Here is a 19713-nt window from a genome sequence, read left to right as displayed (position 1 = left end):
GGGCCGTCCACCAGGGGAGTCGACGAATCGTGAGCGATCGGGGCAGGAACCGCCGCCCGGCAAGGTCGACCAAGGCCACCCCGCCGAAGGCGGATGCGGCCGAGGCGGAGGAGACGACCACAGCGGACGACGCGGCTTCGGTCGAATCGGACTCCGTGGACATCATTGACTCCGCGGACGAACCGGACACTGTGGACGATTCGGAGGCCGCGGAGTCCGGCGAGGACGGCGACGAGGCCGAGGAGGCCGAGGAGGCGGAGAAGAAGCCGGCCAAGAGCAAGGGCCCGGCCCCGCTGACGAGGGCGGAGAAGCGCGCCGCCGCGCGGGTCGCCGCCGCGAAGTCCGCCCGCCGCCGCCGCGTCGGCCAGGCCATCGCCGGCACCGTGATCGTCCTGCTCGCCATCGGCGGCGCGTTCGCCGGCGTGTGGTATTTCGGCGACCGCGCCGAGCAGCAGAAGACGGAGTGCAAGAAGCCGGACCAGAGCGCCTACCCGCCGTTGCTCGGCGGCTTCGACAAGCGCCTGGCCGACGAGCCCAAGACCGAGGCGGGCACCGAGCAGAGCGTCGGTGTGCGCACGGTCAAGACCCTGATCCAGGGCAAGTGCAAGACCGTCAAGGCCGGCGACACCGTCGTGGTCAACTACGTGGGCCTGACCTACAAGGACGGCAAGGTCTTCGACTCGTCCTGGCAGCACAAGCAGACCTTCCCGGTGCAGGTCGGCATGCTCGAGCAGGGCCAGCAGGCCCAGGTCATCGAGGGCTGGGACCGCGGCCTGGTGGGCCTGAAGGTCGGCAGCCGGGTCATCCTGGACATCCCGGTCAAGGAGGCCTACAACAACGCCGACGGGTATCCCCAGGGCGACCTGCGCTTCTACGTCGACATCCTGGACATCCAGGCCGCCGACGCCAGCGGCGGATTGCAGATCCCGGGCAACTAGCCCCCGGCTCCACGCGCGCACAGGGCGGCCTCGGTCTCGAGGCCGCCCTGTGGTGGCTCAGGGGCGGGTCGCCACCCGGCGCAGGCGCTCCACCACGCCGGGGTGGGGCCACTCGCGCAGGCGGTAGCGCTCCGGGTCCAGGCCCGGCTCCGGCTCCAGGTCGACCTCGCGCGCGACCGAGTCCCAGGCCACGAAGAACGGCTCGGCGCCGTCGGACGGGAACGCGACGTAGTCGGCCCGGGGCAGCAGCGTGTCCACGCCCTCGGCCCAGCTCGCCACCGTGAAGACCGTCCCGTCCGGGCGCTGCGCGCTCGTGCACGAGGCCACGAACGCGTCGGACTCCAGGTGGGCGGCCTGGGCGGCGTACTCCGAGGCCGCGGTGATCACCTCGGTACGGTGCGTGACGCCGTGCATCGGGTGCCCCGCCGGCACCAGGAAGGGCACCACGGCGCCGGTGTCGTCGACCGTGAGCGCCATCGGGGAGATCGGGCGGGCCGCGTCGCGGTACTCCTGCTCGGCGAGCTCGAACACCTTGCCCAGCGTCTCCGGGGTGTCCTCGGCGCCGCGGCCGACGAGCAGCATCCCCGTCGTGTCCGCGACGAAGGCGAGCGGCACCCCGCCGAGCCGCGAGCGCTGGGCGGCCAGCCAGCCGTCGACGAAGAGGTGCGAGGCCCAGTACGCGTCGCCGTCCTCGACCATCCGGACCAGCGGGCGCGGCCCGGGGGCCTCGTCCGTCCCGCTGCCGGCCCGCGCGATGGCGGCCATGTTGCGCCGTGCCCGGTCGAACACCGTGCCCTCGGTGACGCCCCAGTCCTGCAGCTGCCGGTCGGTCACGTACATCACCGACGTCGGCTGGTCCACGACCACGAACTCGGCCAGGTACGCCCACGCCGGGCGGCGCAGCGGCCGCGGCGCGGCGGCGGGCATCCCGGTGCCGAACGTGACCGTGCGCAGCAGCGGCCGCAGCAGCGGGGCGACCTCCTCCCAGCTGTTCGGCGCGCCCGGGTTGAACACGACGGCGCTGAGGAACGACGCGATGCGCTCCCGGCGCTCGGCCCGGCCGGCGCGCTCGCACTCGCGGTAGATGTTGCCGAGGTAGGCGACGGCCGGCTGGGCCTGGGCCGAGTCGCGGCGGACCTCGATGGCGAACTGGTCGGGCAGATACCGCGCCGAGGCCACCCCGGCATCGCGCATCGCGGTGAGCACGCGGCGGGCGAATCGCTCCTGTGGCGTGCCGCGAAGCCGGTCGAGCATCCCCATGTGGCCGTACGGTACCGGATCACCGCGAGGGGTTTGGACCCGGCGGATCCGGCAAGCCATACGGTATGGCGAAGCAACCGACCGTCGGCGAGGCGATCATCGCGCGGCTGGCCGCCTGGGGCGTCGACACCGTGTTCGGCCTGCCCGGCGACGGCATCAACGGGCTCATGGAGGGCCTGCGGCGCAATGCGGACCGGGTGCGGTTCGTGCTCGTGCACCACGAGGAGGCGGCCGCCTTCATGGCCGTCGCGCACGCCAAGGCGACCGGGCGGCTGGGCGTGTGCCTGGCGACGTCGGGCCCGGGCGGGATCCATCTCGCCAACGGGCTGTACGACGCCAAGCTCGACCACGCCCCCGTGCTGGCGATCACCGGCATGCAGGAGTCCGCGGTGCTCGGCACCGGCTATCAGCAGGAAGTACACCTTGATCGGCTCTTCGAGGACGTGGCCGAGTACAACGAGCCGATCGTCAATCCGGCCCAGGCGCCCGCGCTCGTCGACATCGCCGTGCGCACCGCCCTGGCCCGCCGCGGGGTGGCCCACCTGACCGTGCCCAACGACGTGCAGGTGGCGGCCGCGGGCGACAACCCGTTCGAGGACGTCGGCCCGGTCCGCACGCCGGCCACCTCCCCGGTGTGGGTCCCGCCCCCGGTCCGCCCCGCCGACGACGACCTGCAGGCCGCCGCGGACCTGCTCAACGTGGCCGAGCGCCCGGCGATCCTGGCCGGCATCGGCGCGCGGGGCGCCGGGGCGCTGGTCGAGCTGACCGCGGACGTGCTCGGCGCGCCGATCGTGAAGTCGCTGCTGGGCAAGATGGTGGTGCCCGACGACTCCCAGTACGCGCTCGGCGGCCTCGGGCTGCTCGGCACCGCGCCGAGCGAGGACCTCATGGCCGAGTGCGACGCGCTGCTCATGGTCGGCACCAACTTCCCCTACACGAAGTTCCTGCCCGAGCCCGGCCAGGCCCACGTGATCCAGATCGAGGCCGAGGCGGTCCGCGCCGGGACCCGCGTCCCGACCGACGTGCCGCTCGTCGGCGACGCCGCGGCCACCCTGGAGTCGCTGCTGCCCCGGCTGAAGCGGCGCACCGATCGGCGGCATCTGCAGCGGTACCAGGAGAAGATGCACGACTGGCGGGAGGGCTTGGCCGCCCTGGAGAGCGCGGAGCGGGACCCGATCGCGCCGCAGTACCTGGCCGCGGCCCTGGACCGGGTGGCCGCCGACGACGCGATCCTGTGCTGCGACTCGGGCACCGTGGCCACCTGGGCCGCCCGGCACTGGCAGATCGTCGGGGGCCGCGAGTTCTACCTGTCCGGCACGCTCGCCAGCATGGCCCCGGGGCTGCCCTACGCGATCGCGCTGCAGCACGAGTACCCCGGCCGCCAGTGCATCGCCTTCGTCGGCGACGGCGGTTTCGCGATGCTGATGGCCGAGTTCCACACCGCCGCGCGCTACGGCCTGCCGGTCAAGGTGGTCATCAACAACAACAACGCGCTCGGCATGATCGTGTGGGAGCAGATGGTGCTCGGGCTGCCGGAGTACGGCGTGCGCTTCGGCGACCCCGCGCCCGACTACGCGGCCTGGGCCCGCGGCTGCGGCGGCTTCGGCGCCCGCGTGACCTCGCCCGGCGCGCTGGAGGAGACCCTGCGCGACGCGCTCGCCTTCGCCGGCCCGGCCGTGGTCGACGTCGCCGTGGACGCGAACGAGCCGCCGATGCCGGCGAAGGTGACGTACCAGCAGGCGGTCCGCTTCGCCGAGTCCTTCCTGCGCGGCCAGCCCCACCGCGCCGCCATCGCGACCACGATCCTCAAGGACAAGATCACTCAGCTGAAGGGATGATCTCGTGATGCGCGCCCAGCCCCGCGGGGCCCGCGGCACCTTCGGGCACCCGTACTCCGCCCTGAACCTCCGCCTCGTCCTGGCCACGTTCGGCTTCTTCACCAGCGCGGTGCTGGGCGCCCTGGCCCTGGCCGCCGGCTTCGTCTGGCTCGGCGTGCTCCTGCTGGTGCTCGCGGCGACCGCCCTGGTCGACTCGGTCGTCGTCGAGCTGCGGCGGCGGGCCCGCTTCCGCGAGGGCGGCGGCCGCGGCTCCCTCTTCGAGTAGCCCGGTCCGCTCACGCGTCGGTGGCGACCGGCTCTCGCTTCGAGTAGCCCCGGCCGGGCTCACGCGTCGGTGGCGGCCTCGCGGAGCGCTTCGGGGTGCGCCCGGAGGATGGCGTCCACGATCTCGGTGGGCGGCGGCTCGACCGACACCTCCGTCACGCCCTCGCCCGGCCCCGGCGGCTCCAGGGCGGCGAACTGGCTGCCGAGCATCTCCGCGCGCATGAAGTGGCCGTGACGGGCCGCGAGCCGGCGCGCGATCAGCTCGCGGGAGCCCTCGAGGAACACCATGCGCACCTGCGGGCGGCCCTGGCGGAGCCGGTCGCGGTACGCGCGCTTGAGCCCGGAGCACGTGACGACGCCGGGCTCGCCGGCCGCGGCGCGCTCGTCGAGCCAGCGTCCGATCGCCGCCAGCCAGGGCTCCCGGTCGGCGTCGGTGAGCGGGACGCCCGCGGCCATCTTCTCGACGTTCGCGGGCGGGTGGAAGTCGTCGGCCTCGGCGTAGGTCCAGCCCAGCCGCCCGGCCAGCATCGCGCCCACGGTGGTCTTCCCGGTGCCGGCGACACCCATGACGACGAATACCGGCGGCGCGTCAGCCATGGCCACACCGTACCCTCACGGCCGCCGGCGCTAACGCGCGTTACCCTCACGGCCGCCGGCGCTGACGGGCGTTGTCCTCACGGCCGTCAGCGCTAACGCGCGTTGGACAGCGGCACCCCGTTGCCCTTGGTGCCCGCCACCGAGCCGGTCATCGTCCGGCCCTGCCACAGCACGAAGTAGCACTGCGTGACGGTGACGCCGTAGCCGTGGAGCTCCTGCGACCGGTACCCGTCGTAGCCCCACTTGTCGTCGACCGCCTTGGCCGTCACGCCCATCTGGTCGGCGACCTCGTCGCGGCAGGCGGCGGCGTACGGCTTCCAGGTCTCGTCGTCCGCCGGCACGGGCGCGGCGAACCCGGCCCGGACCGCGCCCATGTACTCCGCGGCGTGCTTGCCGGTGCACGGGGTCTCGGTCATGCCCGCGGTCGTGCCGGCCTTGGCGAGGTTGAAGCAGTGCCCCGGGAGCGGCGTCCGGCCGCCCGCGAGCGTGCCCTTGGTCGTGGCGAAGGCGGCCCGGCCGGGGGCGGCGTCGACGACGACCGCCTCGCACGCGTACCAGCGGCTGCCGGTCTGCCAGTCCTGGTCGGCCGGCAGCCCGATCTCGAGCGTGGCGCCGTGGCGGCCGAGCGGGGTGCCGAGGAACGCGGCGGTCTTCGTCCGGCAGTCCGCGTCGGCGGCCGCGAGCGACGGGTCGTTCGGCTGCGGCGGCGTCGCGGACGACACCCCGGTCAGGGTGCCGACGGCGGCGATCTCGGACTGGTGCTCCTGCGCGCAGTCGACCTTCGCGGGCGGCGAGAGGGTGGTGCGCATGGGCTTGTCGAAGCAGTCCCCGGCCTTCGGCTCGGCGAGCATGGCCGCGGACGGCGGCGGCGAACCCGCGGCAGTGGCGGGCGGGGCCGCGGCCTTGCCCCCGCACGCGCCCGTCAGCAGAACCGCCGCGAGCACGAGTGTCAGCCCGCGCATCAGTCGGCCAGATTCTGTAGGTCGGCGACGTCGGTGATGTGGCGCACCTTGGTGACGGCGGCCAGCGGGAGGCGAGCGTACAGATGCGGGAACGTCCCGTGCTCGTTGGCCTCCCACCGCAGCGCCTCACCCAGCGGCCCGGGGTCGACCGAGAGCACCACGAGCTCGGGCGCGCCGGCGAAGAACCGCGTCGCCGTGCGGTGGACCTGTTCCGCGGTGGAGAGGTGGACGTACCCGTCCCCGAGGTCGAGCGGCGAGCCCGCGAACGCCCCGGCCGCCTCGAACTCGGCCCACTCGGCCGGCAGCAGGATCTTGTAGATCACCGGTCGCCGCGCAGCCGGCCGTAGACGAGCACGTCGCGCCAGGCCCCGTCGCGGAACTCGGCCGAGCGCAGAATGCCCTCGCTGAGGAAGCCGACCTTCTCGAGGGCCTTCTGCTCGGCGATGTTCTCGGGCTGCACGCGCGCCTCGATCCGCTGCGTCGGCGTGCTCGCGAACAGGTAGTCGCACAGCAGCGTCTGCGCCCGCCAGCCGACCCCCCGGCCGCGCCACTCGGGCAGCAGCACGATGCCGACGCCCCAGTACTGCGCCGGCCCCGACCCGATCGCGAACCACTGCACGAACCCGGCGGCGGTCTCGTCCGCCTCGACCATGAGCCGCCCGTCGTCGGCGCCGAGGTAGCCGTCGAGCGCGAAGCGCCGGGCGGGCCCGTTCGGCTCGTGGTACCCGGTCCAGGCGGGACCGGCGAGGCCCGGCTCGGTCGCGAACCGGCGGAACATGGCCAGGTCCCCCTCGACCACCGGCCGCAGCCGCACCCAGGTCTTGTTCACACGCCCCCACCTCACTCGACCAGCAAGATCGCCCGCCATCTTCGCCGAAGTTCGCGGGTGACGCTACCGCGCGGGGGCGCCACTTGGTCACCCCGGGCGCGCGAGGCTGCCCCGCGGCCAGGCTCGGGACGCACTGAGCGGACCGATCCGGGCACCCACCTCAGGCGCGCGCGGTCGCGCGGCCTGGGCCGGGCGGGGGCGCTACTTCGTGAGGGCGGGAGCGACCTCCTTGCGGATCAGCTCGAACGACCGGGCCCGGGCCTCGAGGTCGTACACCATGCAGGTCAGCATGAACTCGTCGGCCTGGGTGGCCGCGAGCAGGTCCGTGAGCTGCTGGCGGACCGTCGCGGGTGAGCCGAGTGCCTGGCCCTCGCGGCGGGAGAGGACGAACTCGCGTTCACGGTCGCTGTACGCATACGCCGCCGCCTCCTCCGGTGTGGCGAGCGGCTCGGGGCGGCCGGAGCGCAGGCGCAGGAAGGACAGTGCGCTGGGGCCGGAGAGGAACTCGGCCTCCTCGTCGGTCTCGGCGGCGATCGCGCTCACCGCGACCATCGCGTAGGGCTCCTCGAGCCACTGCGACGGGCGGAAGTTCTGGCGATAGAGCCCCAGCGCCGGCAGTGTGTTCTGCGCGCTGAAGTGGTGTGCGAACGCGAACGGCAGCCCGAGCAGGCCCGCGAGCTGTGCGCTGAAGCCGCTCGAGCCGAGCAGCCACACGTCGGGCTTGGAGCCCTTGCCGGGCGAGGCGAGGATGCGGGTGTCGCCCTCGAAGTAGGCGATGAGGTCCTGCAGCTCCTCGGGGAAGTGCTCCGCCGAGAGCCCCTCCATGGTGCGGCGCAGGGCGAGCGCCGTGTGCTGATCGGTGCCGGGCGCCCGCCCGATGCCGAGGTCGATGCGGCCGGGGTGCAGCGCCTCCAGGGTGCCGAACTGCTCGGCCACGACCAGTGGCGCGTGGTTGGGCAGCATCACCCCGCCGGAGCCGACCCGGATCGTCGACGTCGCCGCGGCCAGGTGGGCCAGCAGCACGGCCGGCGAGGAGCTCGCGATCGCGGGCATGTTGTGGTGTTCGGCGACCCAGAACCGGCGGTAGCCGAGGGCCTCGACGCGCCGGGCGAGCTCGGTCGTGTGCCGCAGCGCCTCCCCGGTCGAGCCGTTGACGGCGACGGGGGCGACATCGAGCACGGAAAGCGGAAGTTCCCTCACAGATCAAGGTCAACACCGACTCCCGCGACAGTATTCCCATTGCCGGTACACTGTTGCCCATCGTCAATATCTGGGCACGGAGCGTGGGCAAGCGCGGGTGGAGCCTGCTGCTGGCCGGGCTGGCGCTGCTCGCGATCGCGTGCGACGCCGAGGCCGGGGCGCAACCGGGGGCGTCCGCGCGCCCGACCGGCGGTCTCACCGCCATGGCCGCGCTCGGGGACTCCATCTCCAACGGGTTCGCCTCCTGCCTGGCGCCGAGCCCGTGCCCGCGCAACTCCTGGGCCACCGGCGACGGCACCAAGGTGAACAGCCACTACAAGCGCCTGCTCAAGGACGATCCGGGGCTCAAGGGTGGCAACCACAACTACGCCACGGCCAACGCGCGGGCCGACGCGCTCGCCGGGCAGGCCACCGAGGCCGTGCGGGTTTCGCCGCGGTACGTCACCATCCTCATCGGCGCCGACGACGCCTGCCGCGGCCGTCTGGCCGACATGACGCCCGCCGACGAGTTCCGGCGCGGCGTCGACGCGGCCCTGGCGGTGCTCAAGCAGCGGGCGCCCGACGCGCGCGTGCTGGTCGCGAGCATCCCCGACATCAACCGGCTCTGGGAGATCGGGCACACCAGCAAGCTCGCGGTGCAGGCGTGGAACTTCGGGCTCTGCCCGGCGCTGCTGGCCGAGCCCACGTCCAACGCGCCGGACGTGGTCGCCCGGCGCAACGCCTTCGCCGAGCGCGTCGACGCCTACAACGAGCAGCTCGCCGCGGCCTGCCGGGCCTACGGGCCGCGCTGCCGCACCGACGGCGGGGCCGTGCACCGGGTCCGGTTCACCCTCGACATGGTCGTCGCGCAGGACTTCTTCCACCCGAACGCCGCGGGCCAGACGGCGCTGGCATCGGCCGCCTGGGCCGGTTCGCCAACGTGGTGAATGCGCGTAGTGTGCTCGGCGTGACAGCTGACCCCAGCGTGTGGCGGGTCAAGGGCATGCCTCTGGCACCGGCCACCGGGCACGGTGTGCTGGACGGCATGCGGCTCGCGGTCAAGGATCTCTTCGCCGTGACCGGGTTCGCCGTCGGGGGCGGCAACCCGGCCTGGCTGGCCGAGGCGCTGCCCGCCGCCGAGGACGCGCCGGCGGTGGCCCGGCTGCGGGCCGCGGGCGCGGTCGTGCAGGGCATCGCGCACACCGACGAGTTCGCGTACTCGCTCTCCGGCGCCAACGCGCACTACGGCGCCCCGCCGAACCCGGCCGCGCCCGACCTCGTGACCGGCGGCTCGTCGAGCGGCCCGGCCTCGGCCGTCGCGACCGGGCACGCCGACATCGGCCTCGGCACCGACACGAGCGGTTCGGTCCGCGTGCCGGCGTCCTGCTGCGGGCTGTTCGGCCTGCGGCCCACGCACGGGGCGGTCCCGACCGAGGGCGTCCAGCCGCTCGCGCCGTCGTTCGACACCGTCGGCTGGATCACCCGCGACGCGGCGACGCTCGCGGCGGTGGGGGAGGTGCTGCTGCCGCCCGGGCCCGTGGCGGCGCCGCGGCGGTTGCTGGCGATCGGCGGCACGGCCGCGGACGCCGCGCGCCTCGGGCTTCCCGTGCTCGAGACGTCCCTGTCCACCTGGGACGATCCCGACCCGCTGGTGCTGGCGTTCCGCCGGGTGCAGTCGGCCGAGGCGTGGCGCGTGCACGGGGCATGGGTCGAGGCGCACCCGCGCGTGCTGGCCCCCGACGTCGAGGGCCGCTTCCGGTTCGGTGCGGCGGTGACCGCGGCGGAGGAGGCGGACGCCCGGGCGCGGCTCGCCGCGTGGCGGGCCGAGCTGCTGGACCTCCTCGGCGACGAGGCCTGGCTGGTGCTGCCCGCGGGCGGCCCGGGCCACGCGCGCGACCTGGGCCTCGCGGGCCGCGACGCCTGGCGGCGGGACATCCTGCGCTGCTCGGTGCCGGCCAGCGCCTTCGGGCTGCCGAGCGTGTCCCTGCCCACGGGCGCCTCCCCGCCGGCCGGGATCGCGCTCGTCGCGCCGCCCGGCCACGACCGCGCCCTGCTGGCCCTGGCCGCCGCCGAGCCGGCCGGGGGACCGCGACTGGCCCGGTAAGCCAGGTCCCCGCCTGCCATACTGCCGTTCGTGACGTCGCCGCAGTTCGACCCGTACCAGCCGCAGTACCCCGCGCCGCAGCCACAGCCACAGCCGCCGGTGCCCGGGCCGTACTCGGCGGCGCCGTTCCCGCCGCAGGCCGGTTACCAGCAGCCCGCCGGTTACCAGCAACCTGCCGGTTACCAGCAGCCCGTCGGCTACCAGCAGCCGGTCGGCTATCAGCCGCCGCCCGCGCCCACGCCGTTCCAGCCGAAGACGGGCGTGCTCCTGGCGGTCGTCGGCGGCCTGCTCGCGCTGTGCGTGATCGGCGGCTCGACGGCCGCGTACGTCATCGAGAACGGCCTGGGCGGCATCGGCGGCGGGAACGCCAACGTCGCCCACCGCCAGCCCACGGACCCGTGCGCCCTGCTGAACAAGGACGCCTTCGGCACCGACCTCGGCGGCACCCTGGAGAAGTCCGCCAAGGGCGAGGCCGGCACCTGCGACTACACCTTCCAGCACGACTCGCACAGCCCGGAGGCGACCGGGAGCAAGCTGCGGCTGTACGTCGAGGTGAGCACGTCGGCCGTGGCCAGGTACGAGTCCCAGCAGGGCGGCGCCGGCCTGTCCCGCCTGCCGGTCGAGTGCGGCAAGCAGGCGGTCGCGGGCCACAAGGTCGACGGCGCGGGCGAGAACGCCGACGCCAAGCTGTGGTGCGTGGACAGCGACGTTTTTGTCATGCTGACCTTCCACGGCTACAACCGGCAGCGCTTCAACGCCCTGGAGCTCGACGACATCATGGCCCGCATCGGCCGTACGGCCCTGGGCAACGTCCCGACGAAGTAGCTAGACGGCCGCGGCGGAGCGGGCGGCGCCCACGGACACGGCGGCCTCGGCGAAGGCCCGGATCACCGCGTGCACCCGCGTGCCGTCGCCGGCCAGCTCCGGCTGGAACAGCGTGCCCAGCATGAACGGGTGCCCGTCGAGCTCGGCCACCCGCACCTCCCCGTCGTCGTCGTGCCCGGTGAAGCGCAGCCCGTGGGCCTCCAGCGCGGGCAGGTAGGCCCGGTCGAGCCCGTACGAGCAGTGGTACTGCTCGACCGAGTGCTCCACCCCGAAGACGCGCTCGGCCAGGCTGCCCCGCCGCAGGGTCACCGCGCCGGAGCGGCCGACCAGCGAGCACGCGAGCGGGACGATGAGCGGCCGCTCGCCGTCCGGGTCGGTCTCGGCGTGCACGACGTCCGGCAGGCCGGCCAGGTCGCGCGCCACGGAGAGCATGAGGTGCTGGAAGCCGCCGCAGGTGCCGAGGAAGGCGATGCCGTGCTCCCGGGCCGCGCGGACGGCGGCGAGGGCGCCGTCCTCCGAGCGGTACGGCGAGCCCGGGACCAGCCAGATGCCGTCGAACCCGGCGAGGCTCGCCCCGTCGGCCTCCTCGGACGGGATCCAGTACGCGTCCAGCGCGAGCCCGTGCTGCTCGCGGAGAACCTCGATGAGGGCCGGGATGCGGGTGTGGGAGCGCACGTGCGGCGAGTGGTCGCCGACGAGCGCGATGCGGGCGGTGCGAGTCGTCGTCATGTCCTCAGCCTGCGTCCGGCCGCGAGATTAGTCCAACGACTGTTTGCGGTACCGAGATAAGCAATCATGATGTCGTGGACCCCCATCTGCTGCGCACCTTCGCCGCCGTCGCGCGGCTGGGCTCGTTCTCCGCGGCCGCGGACGAGCTCGGCTACACCCAATCCGCGGTCTCCCAGCAGATCGCCGCGCTCGAGCAGGACGTCGGCGCCCCGCTGCTGCGCCGCCGGCCGGTCGCGCTCACCGACGCCGGCGCGCGGCTGCTCGAGCACACCGGGCCGATCCTGCTGCGGCTCGCCGCGGCGCGGGCCGACGTCGCGCGGCTGTCCGGCCCGCCGCCCGCCGCGGTCGTCCTGGGCGCGACCCCGCTGTCCGGCGTCGACGCCGCCGCCCTGGTGCGGGTGCAGCGGGCCATGCCGCGGGTCACCTTCACGCTGCACGTCGCGGGCGCGGCCGCGGTCGCGACCGGGGTCGCCGTGGGGGAGCTGGACCTCGGGCTCGTCGACGGCGTCACCGCGCCCAGCGACCCGCTGCCGCTGCCCGACACCGGCCGGCTGACGACCGCGCCCGTCGCCGAGCGCCCGGCCGTCGTCGCGCTGCCGGCCGGGCACCCGCTCGCGGGCCGGCGCGGGCTGCGCCTGGCGGACCTCGCCGACGCGGTGTGGCTCGACGCGCCCGAGATCGCCACGCCGCTGGAGCGGTTGCGGGCCCTGGCCCGGGCGGAGGGCTTCCGGGGCGGGCTGGCCTATCCCGGTACCGATGCCGCCGTCTTCTCGTCCTTGATCGCCGCGGGCGCGGGACTGGCGCTGCTCCCGGAGTCGGCGCTGACCCCGGGCGTGCGCGGCGTCCCGGTCGCCGAGCCCCGCCTGGTGCACCGCACCGACCTCGTCCACGGCTCCCTGACCGAACCCGCCGCGGCCGTGCGCGACGCGCTCATGTCCTGAGCCGGTGCCGCCGGGCTCGTGCGGCACCCGGAATGGGGCGCACGTCCGGCCGATCTGCGGTGCCGAACCGGCCGCGTTGCGCCGCTCGGGCGGCGCTCCCGCGCGCCGCTCGGGCAGTTCTGCCGCCGGGCCGCAACGGAAGCCGTCGCCGCCGCCCACACTGTCGGTGCCGGGGTTCCCGGCGCCGTCGTCCGGTCCCGGAAAGGTCGTCGTCGCGATGCGCGGATTCCTCTTGTCCATCCGTGGCCGGGCCGCCGCGCCGTTGCGCGCGATCGTCGTGGCGGTGGCGGTGCTGTCCACGCTCATCGCGAGCGGTTCGGCGGCGAGCGCCGCGGACGACTGGACCTACGAGCTGCATCCGTCGGGGGTGACGGACTGCCTGATCGTGAGCCAGTCGGCGCCGTTGACGTTCACGTTCACCTTCGATCAGAACCGGCAGCCGTACTGCTTCCCCGACGCGGCCGACTACTACTACGACGAGTACCTGTTCGAGTTCACCCGCTGGGGCACCGACTACTGGGCCGCGGAGCCGGTGTGGACGAGCGGGCCCACGCACACGGTCACGTTCCCCGGCCCGGGCCGCTACGAGGTCCAGGTCGGCGCCGGGAACTCGACCGGGCGGTGGTGGCCGGCGATCGCGGTGTACGGGCAGGGCTACCTGACCATCGGCGGCACGACCACGACCACGCCGCCGACCGTCGACGCCGGCCCGGACCGCACCGTGCCCGGCAGCCGCTCGGCCACCCTGGCCGGAACCGTCACCGCGGCCACGGCGACCGCCTGGACGACGGTGTCGGGGCCGGGCACCGCCACGTTCTCCGGCGGCGCGCCCGACGCGACGGTGACGGTGTCCGCGCCCGGCACCTACACCTTCCGGCTGACCGCCACCGGCACCGGCGGCACCGCGTCCGACCAGGTCACCGTCACCTTCCTCGACCACTACCGGATCGAGCTGAAGTCGTGGATCCCGCAGCAGACCGTCGTCGATCCCTACCACCCGGTCGCGTACAACCTCCCGGTCGGCCGCGACGGGCGCCCCGTGTGGACCACCGACGTGCCGGCGTACTGCAAGCCGCAGGGCTGGCGCCGGGTCCGGGTCGAGTCCAGCTTCCGCGGTGACGGGCACACCCAGTTCCAGGGCGCCACGGCCGACGACGCCCGCATCCTGTCGTGGGTGGAGTTCGACTGGGACGGCCGCGCCACGTCCAGCCCGCGGACGGGCAGCAAGCCGAGCCGCAGCATCCGCGACTGGCGGCTGACCAACCTCGACACCGGCCAGGTCTTCCCGTGCGAGGAGCCGGGCCGCGAGGTCGCCGCGCAGCCGACGACCGCGTCCGTGAGCGGCAACGGGTTCACCATCCGCCACCAGCACGCGACCAACCTGGTCGTGCCGGCACCGCCGCTCACCGCGATCCTCGGCGGGACGCTGTCCGGCAACACCATGACGCTGAACCTGACCGACGCCACGATGTTTCCCAGCCACGGCTACCGGATCGTCCGCAACGGGCAGACCCAGGCCGTGCGCACCGCCTTCAACGTCTCGTGCGTCAACACGCGCGGCCCCGTCGGCTTCGTGAACCTGCTGGTCCTGCTGCCGGCCGTGCACGCGCCGGCGCGGTACACCGTCGACCTCACCCGGCCCTCGGCGGAGCAGGTCGCCGCCTGCCGGGGACTGTTGTAACGGGAGCGGCCGGGCTACGCGGGCCTGCCGTTCGTGCGGCGATAGTACGAGTGCACGGCGTCCTGGCCGGTGTAGTTCGGGCCCGCCCGGTCGTCCGCGCCCAGGTAGGTGTAGGGCAGCTCGACGTCGCCGCGGTCGTCCCGGCCGATCCGGCGCCGCCGGCCGTCGTAGCTGAAGCCGGCCTCGCGCAGGTCCGCGGCCAGGCGGCGACCGGCGGGGGCGCCGTCCTGCAGCCGTACGGCCGCCAGGTCCAGGTCGGCGACCAGCCTTCCGCCGTCCGTGAGCCAGCCCGCCGCCCGGGTCAGCAGGCCCAGCTTGTCGCCCACGTAGTGCAGGCCGTGGATGCTGGTGATGAGGTCGTACCGGCGGCGCGGCGCCCAGGCGAGCACGGGCGCCGCGGTCAGCCGTAGCCAGGGCACCTCGGGCGCGGGATCGAAGGCGTCGACGAGATCGACGCCCTCGACCAGCACCCGGGCCGCCACGCCCTGCTCGTCGAGGCGGGCCGCGGCCTCGACCAGTGCGCGGCCGGAGCCGCAGCACAGGTCGAGCCACGCGACCGTGTCCGGCGCGCCGGTGACGCGGGCCAGCGCCGTGATCACCTCGACCGGGTTGAAGCCGAGCTCGCGCTCGTAGCTGTTGACACCGTCGAGGCCGCGTTCGCGGTTCATCGCGGAGTTCGCCACCACTGCCGATCCGGCGAGGGCGTCGTCGTCGAGCAGAGGCACGGCGACATGATCCCAGTTATCGGCGGTGGCGGGAACCCCCATGATCGTCACCGGGGCGGTCGTCGCCGCCGCGGCCGTGCCCGCCGTGGTCGTCGCCGGGCTCGGCGGTGCGCCGGCCGCCGTGGTCGTCGCCCGGCTCCGCGGTGCGCGTCGTGCGGAGTCCGCCGTGGTCATCGACGCTGGGGGCGGTCGACGGGGTGGCCGTCGGGCTCGCCGTCGGGTCCGTCGAGGCGGTGCCGTGCGAGGTCGGGTTGTCGTCCACGCCCCGGGACGGGTTGTCCTCGGCGCCGGCACTGGTGCTGACCACTACGTGGGACGGGCGGTCGTCGTGGCGGCCGGAGCCCGAGGACGCCAGCGCCGTGCCGCCGACCGCCAGGACCGCCGCGGTCGTCGCGCCGAAGATGATGAGTCTGCGCATAGGAGGTACACCTTCCTGATCGCTTGTTGCCTGTGCGACCAAATCTCCCGGCGCCTTCGTCAACGGGGTCCTGGCTTGACCCTAAAGATCGGTTAAGAGCTCGAGGGCGACGCGGGACCCGGCGATGGCGAGCCGGCCCCCGGTCGCCTCCGCGGTGCGCCGCGCGATGTCCAGGCCCAGCCCGGTCGAGCCGCCGCCGCTGACGCCCCGCTCGCCCGCCGCCGGGTCGAAGCCCGGCCCGTCGTCCTCGACGGCCAGCTCGATCCGGCCGGGGCCGGCGCGCAGCGAGACCGCGAAGCCGACGCCCTCGTCGGTGTGCGCGAAGACGTTGCCCAGCAGGGCGTCCAGGGCCGCGGCCAGATCGGCGGCGGCCACCGCGACGGGCAGCGGGCCGGGGTCGAGCGCGGTGCGCACCGCGCGGCCCTGGTCCTCGGCGAGCACCGACCAGAACGCGACCCGCTCGGCGACGACCGCGGCCGCGTCGCACTCGGGCGCGGACCGCTCCCGCCGGGCGTCCTCGATGACCGCGGTGAGCGCCCGGTCCAGCGCGCCGACGTGCTCGAGCATCCGCGCGGCCTCGGCCGGGTCGGCGAGCCCCTCGGCGTCGAGGCGCAGGGCGGTCATCGGGGTGCGCATCCGGTGCGACAGGTCGGCCGCGGCCTCGCGCTCCTGGCGCAGCAGGTCGCGGATGCGCCCGGCGAGGCGGTTGAGGGCCGCGGCGACCGCGCGCACCTCGCCCGGCCCGTCGCCGGCCGGGGCGCGGCGGTCGAGGTCGCCGGCGGAGAGCCCCTCGGACACGGCGGCGAGGGTGCGGATCGGGCGCACGACGGCGACCGCGAGCCGGTCGGCCACGGCCAGGCCGAGCAGCAGCAGGCCGAGCCCTACGGCGGCGAGGATCAGCCAGGAGCGGGTGACGCCGCGGCGCAGGTCCTGTTCGGGCACGAACGAGCGCACGACCGCGGTGCCGCCCGGCAGGCCCTGAACGGCGACGAGGACCTCGCGGCCGTCGGCGTGGGCGACGCTGAGGCTGCCCCGCTGGGCGGCCAGGCGCACCGCGGGCGTCGCCGCGACCTGGGCGCCGACGACGCTGCCGTCGCCGAGGAACACCGTCACCGGGTGCGCACCGTCCACATTGGCCTGCTCGACGGTGAGCCGCAGCGCGGTCGCGTCCGCGGTGGCCACGAGCGCGGCCAGGGACCGCGCCTGCGTGGTGGCCGCGGCGACCGCGCGGTCCTCGGCGGCCGAGCGCAGCAGCAGCGCGAGCGGCACGAGGAAGGCCACGAGCATCAGGGCCATCGCGGCCGCGACGAGCAGGGCCAGCCGGCGTCTCATGTCAGGCCGAACCGCACGCCGACGCGCCGCACGGTGTGGATGCGCCGCGGCTCCTGGGCCGTCTCCCCGAGCTTGCGCCGCAGCCACGACAGGTGCACGTCGACGGTCTTGTCGGCCGCCGTGTAGGCCACCTGCCACACCTCGGTCAGCAGCTCCCGCTTCGTGACCACCTCGCCGGCCCGGGCGACCAGATAGTGCAGCAGGTCGTACTCCCGCGGCGTGAGCTCCAGCGCGGCCCCGTCGAGCGTCGCCGTGCGGGCCCGCGGGTCGATCCGCACCCCGTCGGCCTCCACGACGAGCGAGACCGGCTCCGGCCGGGCCGTCCGGCGCAGCACGGCCCGGATCCGGGCGTCGATCTGCTCGGCCCCATAGGGCTTCACCACGTAGTCGTCGGCCCCGGCGTCCAGGGCCCGCACCATCTCGCCCTCGGTGCGCCGGGCGGTGACCACGATCACCGGCACCTGGCTGACCGCCCGGAGCATGCGCAGCGCCTCGCGCCCGTCGAGGTCGGGCAGCCCGAGGTCGAGCAGGACCACGTCGGGCGCCTCGGCGACGGCGAGCTTGAGCCCGTCGAGGGCGGTCGCCGCCGCCACGACCACGTGCCCCCGCCCCGCGAGCGCCTTCAGGACCCCGGTGCGAATCGTCGCGTCGTCCTCCACGATCAGCACCTTCGCCATAGGGCGAGCTTAACCGCGCGTTATCGTCGTGCGGCGGACACTGGAGGCATGCGAATGCGCTGGCCCTTGGCGATCGCGGCGTGGCTGGCGGCCGCGGCGCTGGCGACGGCCGCCTCGATCGGGGCGGTGGGCTCGCTGAGCCGTGGCCTCTTCGGCCCCTCGGACGCGGCCATGAGCGAGGCCGACGTCCAGGCCTACCTGACCCCGACGCCCGCGGGCAGCCCGACGCCCGCGGGCAGCCCCACACCCGCCCCGTCGGCGACGCCCACCGGGACGAGCCGCGCGCTGAGCACCGCCGGGGGCAGCCTCGTGGCCTCGTGCCCGGGCGGGCAGGCCTACCTCGACTCCTGGATCCCGAGCGCGGGGTTCGAGGCCGACCACGTGCAGCGGGGTCCGGCGGCCGCGGCGTCGCTGCGGTTCAAGGCGCGCTCGGGCGGCGGCTCGGTGCGGGCCCAGGTGACGTGCGCCGGCGGCGAGCCGGGGCTGACGATCCTCGGCGACGACTGAGTACCTTTCACGCTCCTTGCACGGCCGCGGCCGCCGGCGGCGCGAAAACCGTTATCGATCCGTCCGGCCGGCATCTCTCGTAGCGACTCCCCGCCTCACGAGAGAAAGGACCGTTCGATGCGAAAGAGCGTCGTGCTCGTGGTCGCCGCCGCCGCGGGACTGCTCGCCACCGCGGTCGCGGTCTGGCCCGCCGAGGCCGCGACCACCCCGGTCGCCGGCGGCACGTACACCCTCGCCTCCGGCGCGTCCGGCAAGTGCCTCACCGTCAGCGGCACCGGGACGGCCAACGGCGACCCGCTGGTCCAGGTCGCGTGCGCCAACCAGCAGTTCAAGGTCGTCGCCCAGAACGGCGCCTACGGCCTGACCAGCGTCGCGAGCGGCAAGTGCGTCGACGTGCCGAACTCGTCCACCACCGCCGGCACCCAGCTGTGGCAGTGGACGTGCGGGGCCGGCGCGAACCAGACCTGGCAGCTGACCGCCTCGACCGCGGCGGCCGGGAAGTACCTCGTCAAGAGCGCGCAGAGCGGCCTGTGCATCAGCGACAAGGACGGCTCCACCGCCAGCAACAACCCGATCGTGCAGGAGAGCTGCTCCGACATCGCGCGGATGCAGTGGGCCTTCAACCTCGTGAGCGCACCGCCGCCGAGCGGGCCGGTCGTGGCGTTCCCCGGGGCGGTCGGCTTCGGGGCGGCGGCCACCGGCGGCCGGGGCGGCAGCGTCTACCACGTGACGAACCTCAACGACAGCGGCTCGGGCTCGTTCCGCGACGCGGTGAGCGCGTCGAACCGCATCGTGGTGTTCGACGTCGGCGGGTACATCACCCTGTCCTCCGCCGTCTCCGTCAAGAGCAACCTGACGATCGCCGGGCAGACCGCCCCCGGCGGCGGCATCGGCATCATGGGGCGCGAGGTCTCGTTCGCGAACTCGGCCAACGTGATCGTGCGCAACGTCCGCTTCCGCCAGGGCGACCTCGACCCGGACGAAAAGAAGAGCGGGCTGAACTTCTACAACGGCAGCACGCTCATCTTCGACCACGTGTCGATCGAGTTCGCGCAGTGGAACAACATCGACTCGGTCGGCGCCACGAACATCACCGTGCAGTGGTCGATCGACGCCGACCCGATCGGCCAGCAGTTCGCCGCGCACACCGAGACCGGGCCCTACACCTGGTACAACAACCTCTTCGCCAACGCGCACAACCGCTGCCCGCTGGCCAAGGCGAACACGCAGTACATCAACAACGTCGTCTACGACTACCAGGCCGGCTACACCGCCGGGAACTCCAGCGGCCACTTCACCCACGACGTCATCGGCAACTACTTCATCACCGGGCCGCGCACGACGAACGCGAGCAACGCGTACTACCAGATGGGCAACCAGGCGGTCTACAACTCGGGCAACGTCATCGACTCGAACAAGGACGGCGCCCTCAACGGCTCCGCCCTCGGCCTCGGCGGCGGCGCGACCGCGCTGTCGAGCCCGTGGTCGGCGACGACGAACGGCATCCCGGCCACGAGCGCGGCGACGGCCTACGCCAACGTCGTGGCCAAGGCCGGCGCCCTGCCCCGCGACCAGGTCGACACCCTCGTGGTGCGGGACGTGCAGTCGCTGGGCAAGTCCGGCGACCTGTGGGCGCACCAGACGAGCACGGGGCTGGCGAACAACGGCTACGGCACCATCGCCGGCGGCACCGCGCCCGCCGACACCGATCGAGACGGCATGCCCGACGCGTGGGAGAGCGCCCACGGCCTCAATCCGACCAGCGCGAGCGACGCCACCGGCGACTTCGACCACACCGGCTACACGAACGTGGAGAAGTACGTCAACGGCCTCCTCGACGGGACCTACCACTAGGAATTGAGGTGTCCCGCGCCGGGCGCGCCTGGCCCGGCGCGGGACTTGCCGCT

21 protein-coding genes are annotated in these 19713 nt (G+C 74.3%); 10 read left to right on the top strand and 11 right to left on the bottom strand.

All coding sequences use genetic code 11. The annotated features are described in order from the left end of the window. Positions 1-155 precede the first annotated feature (155 nt). Positions 156-938: an FKBP-type peptidyl-prolyl cis-trans isomerase gene (locus ABT369_RS45925; RefSeq protein ID WP_350622838.1), complete on the top strand. Its 783-nt coding sequence runs from the start codon at positions 156-158 to the stop codon at positions 936-938. 57 nt (positions 939-995) lie between these two features. Here ABT369_RS45925 and ABT369_RS45920 read toward each other — a convergent pair whose 3' ends face one another. Further along, positions 996-2198, bottom strand: a complete 1203-nt coding sequence (locus ABT369_RS45920; RefSeq protein ID WP_350622836.1) for a hypothetical protein — start codon at positions 2196-2198, stop codon at positions 996-998. 65 nt (positions 2199-2263) lie between these two features. Between ABT369_RS45920 and ABT369_RS45915 the strand changes: the two genes are divergently transcribed. Together ABT369_RS45915 and ABT369_RS45910 are read left to right on the top strand one after the other, a co-directional pair. Then, a complete protein-coding gene (locus ABT369_RS45915; protein ID WP_350622834.1) occupies positions 2264-4036 on the top strand; it encodes a thiamine pyrophosphate-dependent enzyme in 1773 nt (590 codons plus the stop codon). Positions 4037-4040: 4 nt separating this feature from the next. Next, a complete protein-coding gene (locus ABT369_RS45910) occupies positions 4041-4301 on the top strand; it encodes a hypothetical protein (RefSeq protein WP_350622832.1) in 261 nt (86 codons plus the stop codon). 59 nt (positions 4302-4360) lie between these two features. Here the strand turns inward: ABT369_RS45910 and ABT369_RS45905 are convergent, their stop codons facing one another. The 5 genes from ABT369_RS45905 to ABT369_RS45885 all read right to left on the bottom strand — a co-directional run bounded on the left by ABT369_RS45905 (position 4361) and on the right by ABT369_RS45885 (position 7888). Next, positions 4361-4897, bottom strand: a complete 537-nt coding sequence (locus tag ABT369_RS45905) for a gluconokinase (RefSeq protein WP_350622830.1) — start codon at positions 4895-4897, stop codon at positions 4361-4363. Between the two features lie 92 nt (positions 4898-4989). Beyond that, positions 4990-5859: a septum formation family protein gene (locus ABT369_RS45900; protein ID WP_350622828.1), complete on the bottom strand. Its 870-nt coding sequence runs from the start codon at positions 5857-5859 to the stop codon at positions 4990-4992. Next, positions 5859-6182 carry a DUF952 domain-containing protein gene (locus tag ABT369_RS45895; protein ID WP_350622826.1) on the bottom strand — a complete coding sequence of 108 codons (324 nt, stop codon included), beginning with the start codon at positions 6180-6182 and terminating at the stop codon, positions 5859-5861. The genes ABT369_RS45900 and ABT369_RS45895 overlap by 1 nt, the downstream gene beginning before the upstream one ends. Continuing rightward, entirely contained in the window at positions 6179-6688 is a 510-nt protein-coding gene (locus ABT369_RS45890; protein ID WP_350622824.1) for a GNAT family N-acetyltransferase, read from the bottom strand. The genes ABT369_RS45895 and ABT369_RS45890 overlap by 4 nt, the downstream gene beginning before the upstream one ends. Before the next feature lie 201 nt (positions 6689-6889). Next, a complete protein-coding gene (locus ABT369_RS45885) occupies positions 6890-7888 on the bottom strand; it encodes an LLM class flavin-dependent oxidoreductase (RefSeq protein WP_502891911.1) in 999 nt (332 codons plus the stop codon). An 83-nt stretch (positions 7889-7971) separates the two neighbouring features. Between ABT369_RS45885 and ABT369_RS45880 the strand changes: the two genes are divergently transcribed. From ABT369_RS45880 to ABT369_RS45870, 3 genes are read left to right on the top strand one after another with little or no spacing between them, the layout of a single operon-like run. Then, positions 7972-8814: a GDSL-type esterase/lipase family protein gene (locus ABT369_RS45880; protein ID WP_350622820.1), complete on the top strand. Its 843-nt coding sequence runs from the start codon at positions 7972-7974 to the stop codon at positions 8812-8814. Positions 8815-8834: 20 nt separating this feature from the next. Further along, entirely contained in the window at positions 8835-9971 is a 1137-nt protein-coding gene (locus tag ABT369_RS45875; protein WP_350622818.1) for an amidase family protein, read from the top strand. Positions 9972-10001: 30 nt separating this feature from the next. Continuing rightward, complete coding sequence (locus tag ABT369_RS45870; RefSeq protein ID WP_350622816.1) at positions 10002-10796, top strand: hypothetical protein; 795 nt, start codon at positions 10002-10004, stop codon at positions 10794-10796. Here ABT369_RS45870 and ABT369_RS45865 read toward each other — a convergent pair whose 3' ends face one another. Beyond that, a complete protein-coding gene (locus ABT369_RS45865) occupies positions 10797-11525 on the bottom strand; it encodes a CTP synthase C-terminal region-related (seleno)protein (protein ID WP_350622814.1) in 729 nt (242 codons plus the stop codon). Positions 11526-11599: 74 nt separating this feature from the next. Here ABT369_RS45865 and ABT369_RS45860 point away from each other — a divergent pair, with 74 nt between their 5' ends. Then, positions 11600-12466, top strand: a complete 867-nt coding sequence (locus tag ABT369_RS45860) for a LysR family transcriptional regulator (protein ID WP_350622812.1) — start codon at positions 11600-11602, stop codon at positions 12464-12466. A gap of 217 nt (positions 12467-12683) precedes the next feature. Next, complete coding sequence (locus tag ABT369_RS45855) at positions 12684-14147, top strand: PKD domain-containing protein (RefSeq protein ID WP_350622810.1); 1464 nt, start codon at positions 12684-12686, stop codon at positions 14145-14147. A 14-nt stretch (positions 14148-14161) separates the two neighbouring features. Here the strand turns inward: ABT369_RS45855 and ABT369_RS45850 are convergent, their stop codons facing one another. From ABT369_RS45850 to ABT369_RS45835, 4 genes are all read right to left on the bottom strand, one after another. Then, on the bottom strand, positions 14162-14872 hold the full coding sequence (locus tag ABT369_RS45850) for a class I SAM-dependent methyltransferase (RefSeq protein ID WP_350622808.1): 711 nt from the start codon (positions 14870-14872) through the stop codon (positions 14162-14164). A gap of 16 nt (positions 14873-14888) precedes the next feature. Next, positions 14889-15290 carry a hypothetical protein gene (locus ABT369_RS45845; RefSeq protein ID WP_350622806.1) on the bottom strand — a complete coding sequence of 134 codons (402 nt, stop codon included), beginning with the start codon at positions 15288-15290 and terminating at the stop codon, positions 14889-14891. A gap of 81 nt (positions 15291-15371) precedes the next feature. Beyond that, complete coding sequence (locus ABT369_RS45840; protein WP_350622804.1) at positions 15372-16622, bottom strand: sensor histidine kinase; 1251 nt, start codon at positions 16620-16622, stop codon at positions 15372-15374. After that, complete coding sequence (locus ABT369_RS45835) at positions 16619-17299, bottom strand: response regulator transcription factor (protein ID WP_350622802.1); 681 nt, start codon at positions 17297-17299, stop codon at positions 16619-16621. Before ABT369_RS45835 ends, ABT369_RS45840 begins: the two co-directional genes overlap by 4 nt. Before the next feature lie 48 nt (positions 17300-17347). Here ABT369_RS45835 and ABT369_RS45830 point away from each other — a divergent pair, with 48 nt between their 5' ends. Continuing rightward, positions 17348-17806, top strand: coding sequence for a hypothetical protein (locus tag ABT369_RS45830; protein WP_350622800.1), 459 nt, complete (start codon positions 17348-17350; stop codon positions 17804-17806). Positions 17807-17923: 117 nt separating this feature from the next. Further along, positions 17924-19660: an RICIN domain-containing protein gene (locus tag ABT369_RS45825; RefSeq protein ID WP_350622798.1), complete on the top strand. Its 1737-nt coding sequence runs from the start codon at positions 17924-17926 to the stop codon at positions 19658-19660. Positions 19661-19713 lie beyond the last annotated feature (53 nt).

Origin of the sequence: Dactylosporangium sp. NPDC000244 (genome assembly GCF_040300725.1) — a bacterium.
GTDB lineage: Bacteria > Actinomycetota > Actinomycetes > Mycobacteriales > Micromonosporaceae > Dactylosporangium.
This window is presented reverse-complemented; position numbering and strand designations above follow the sequence as displayed.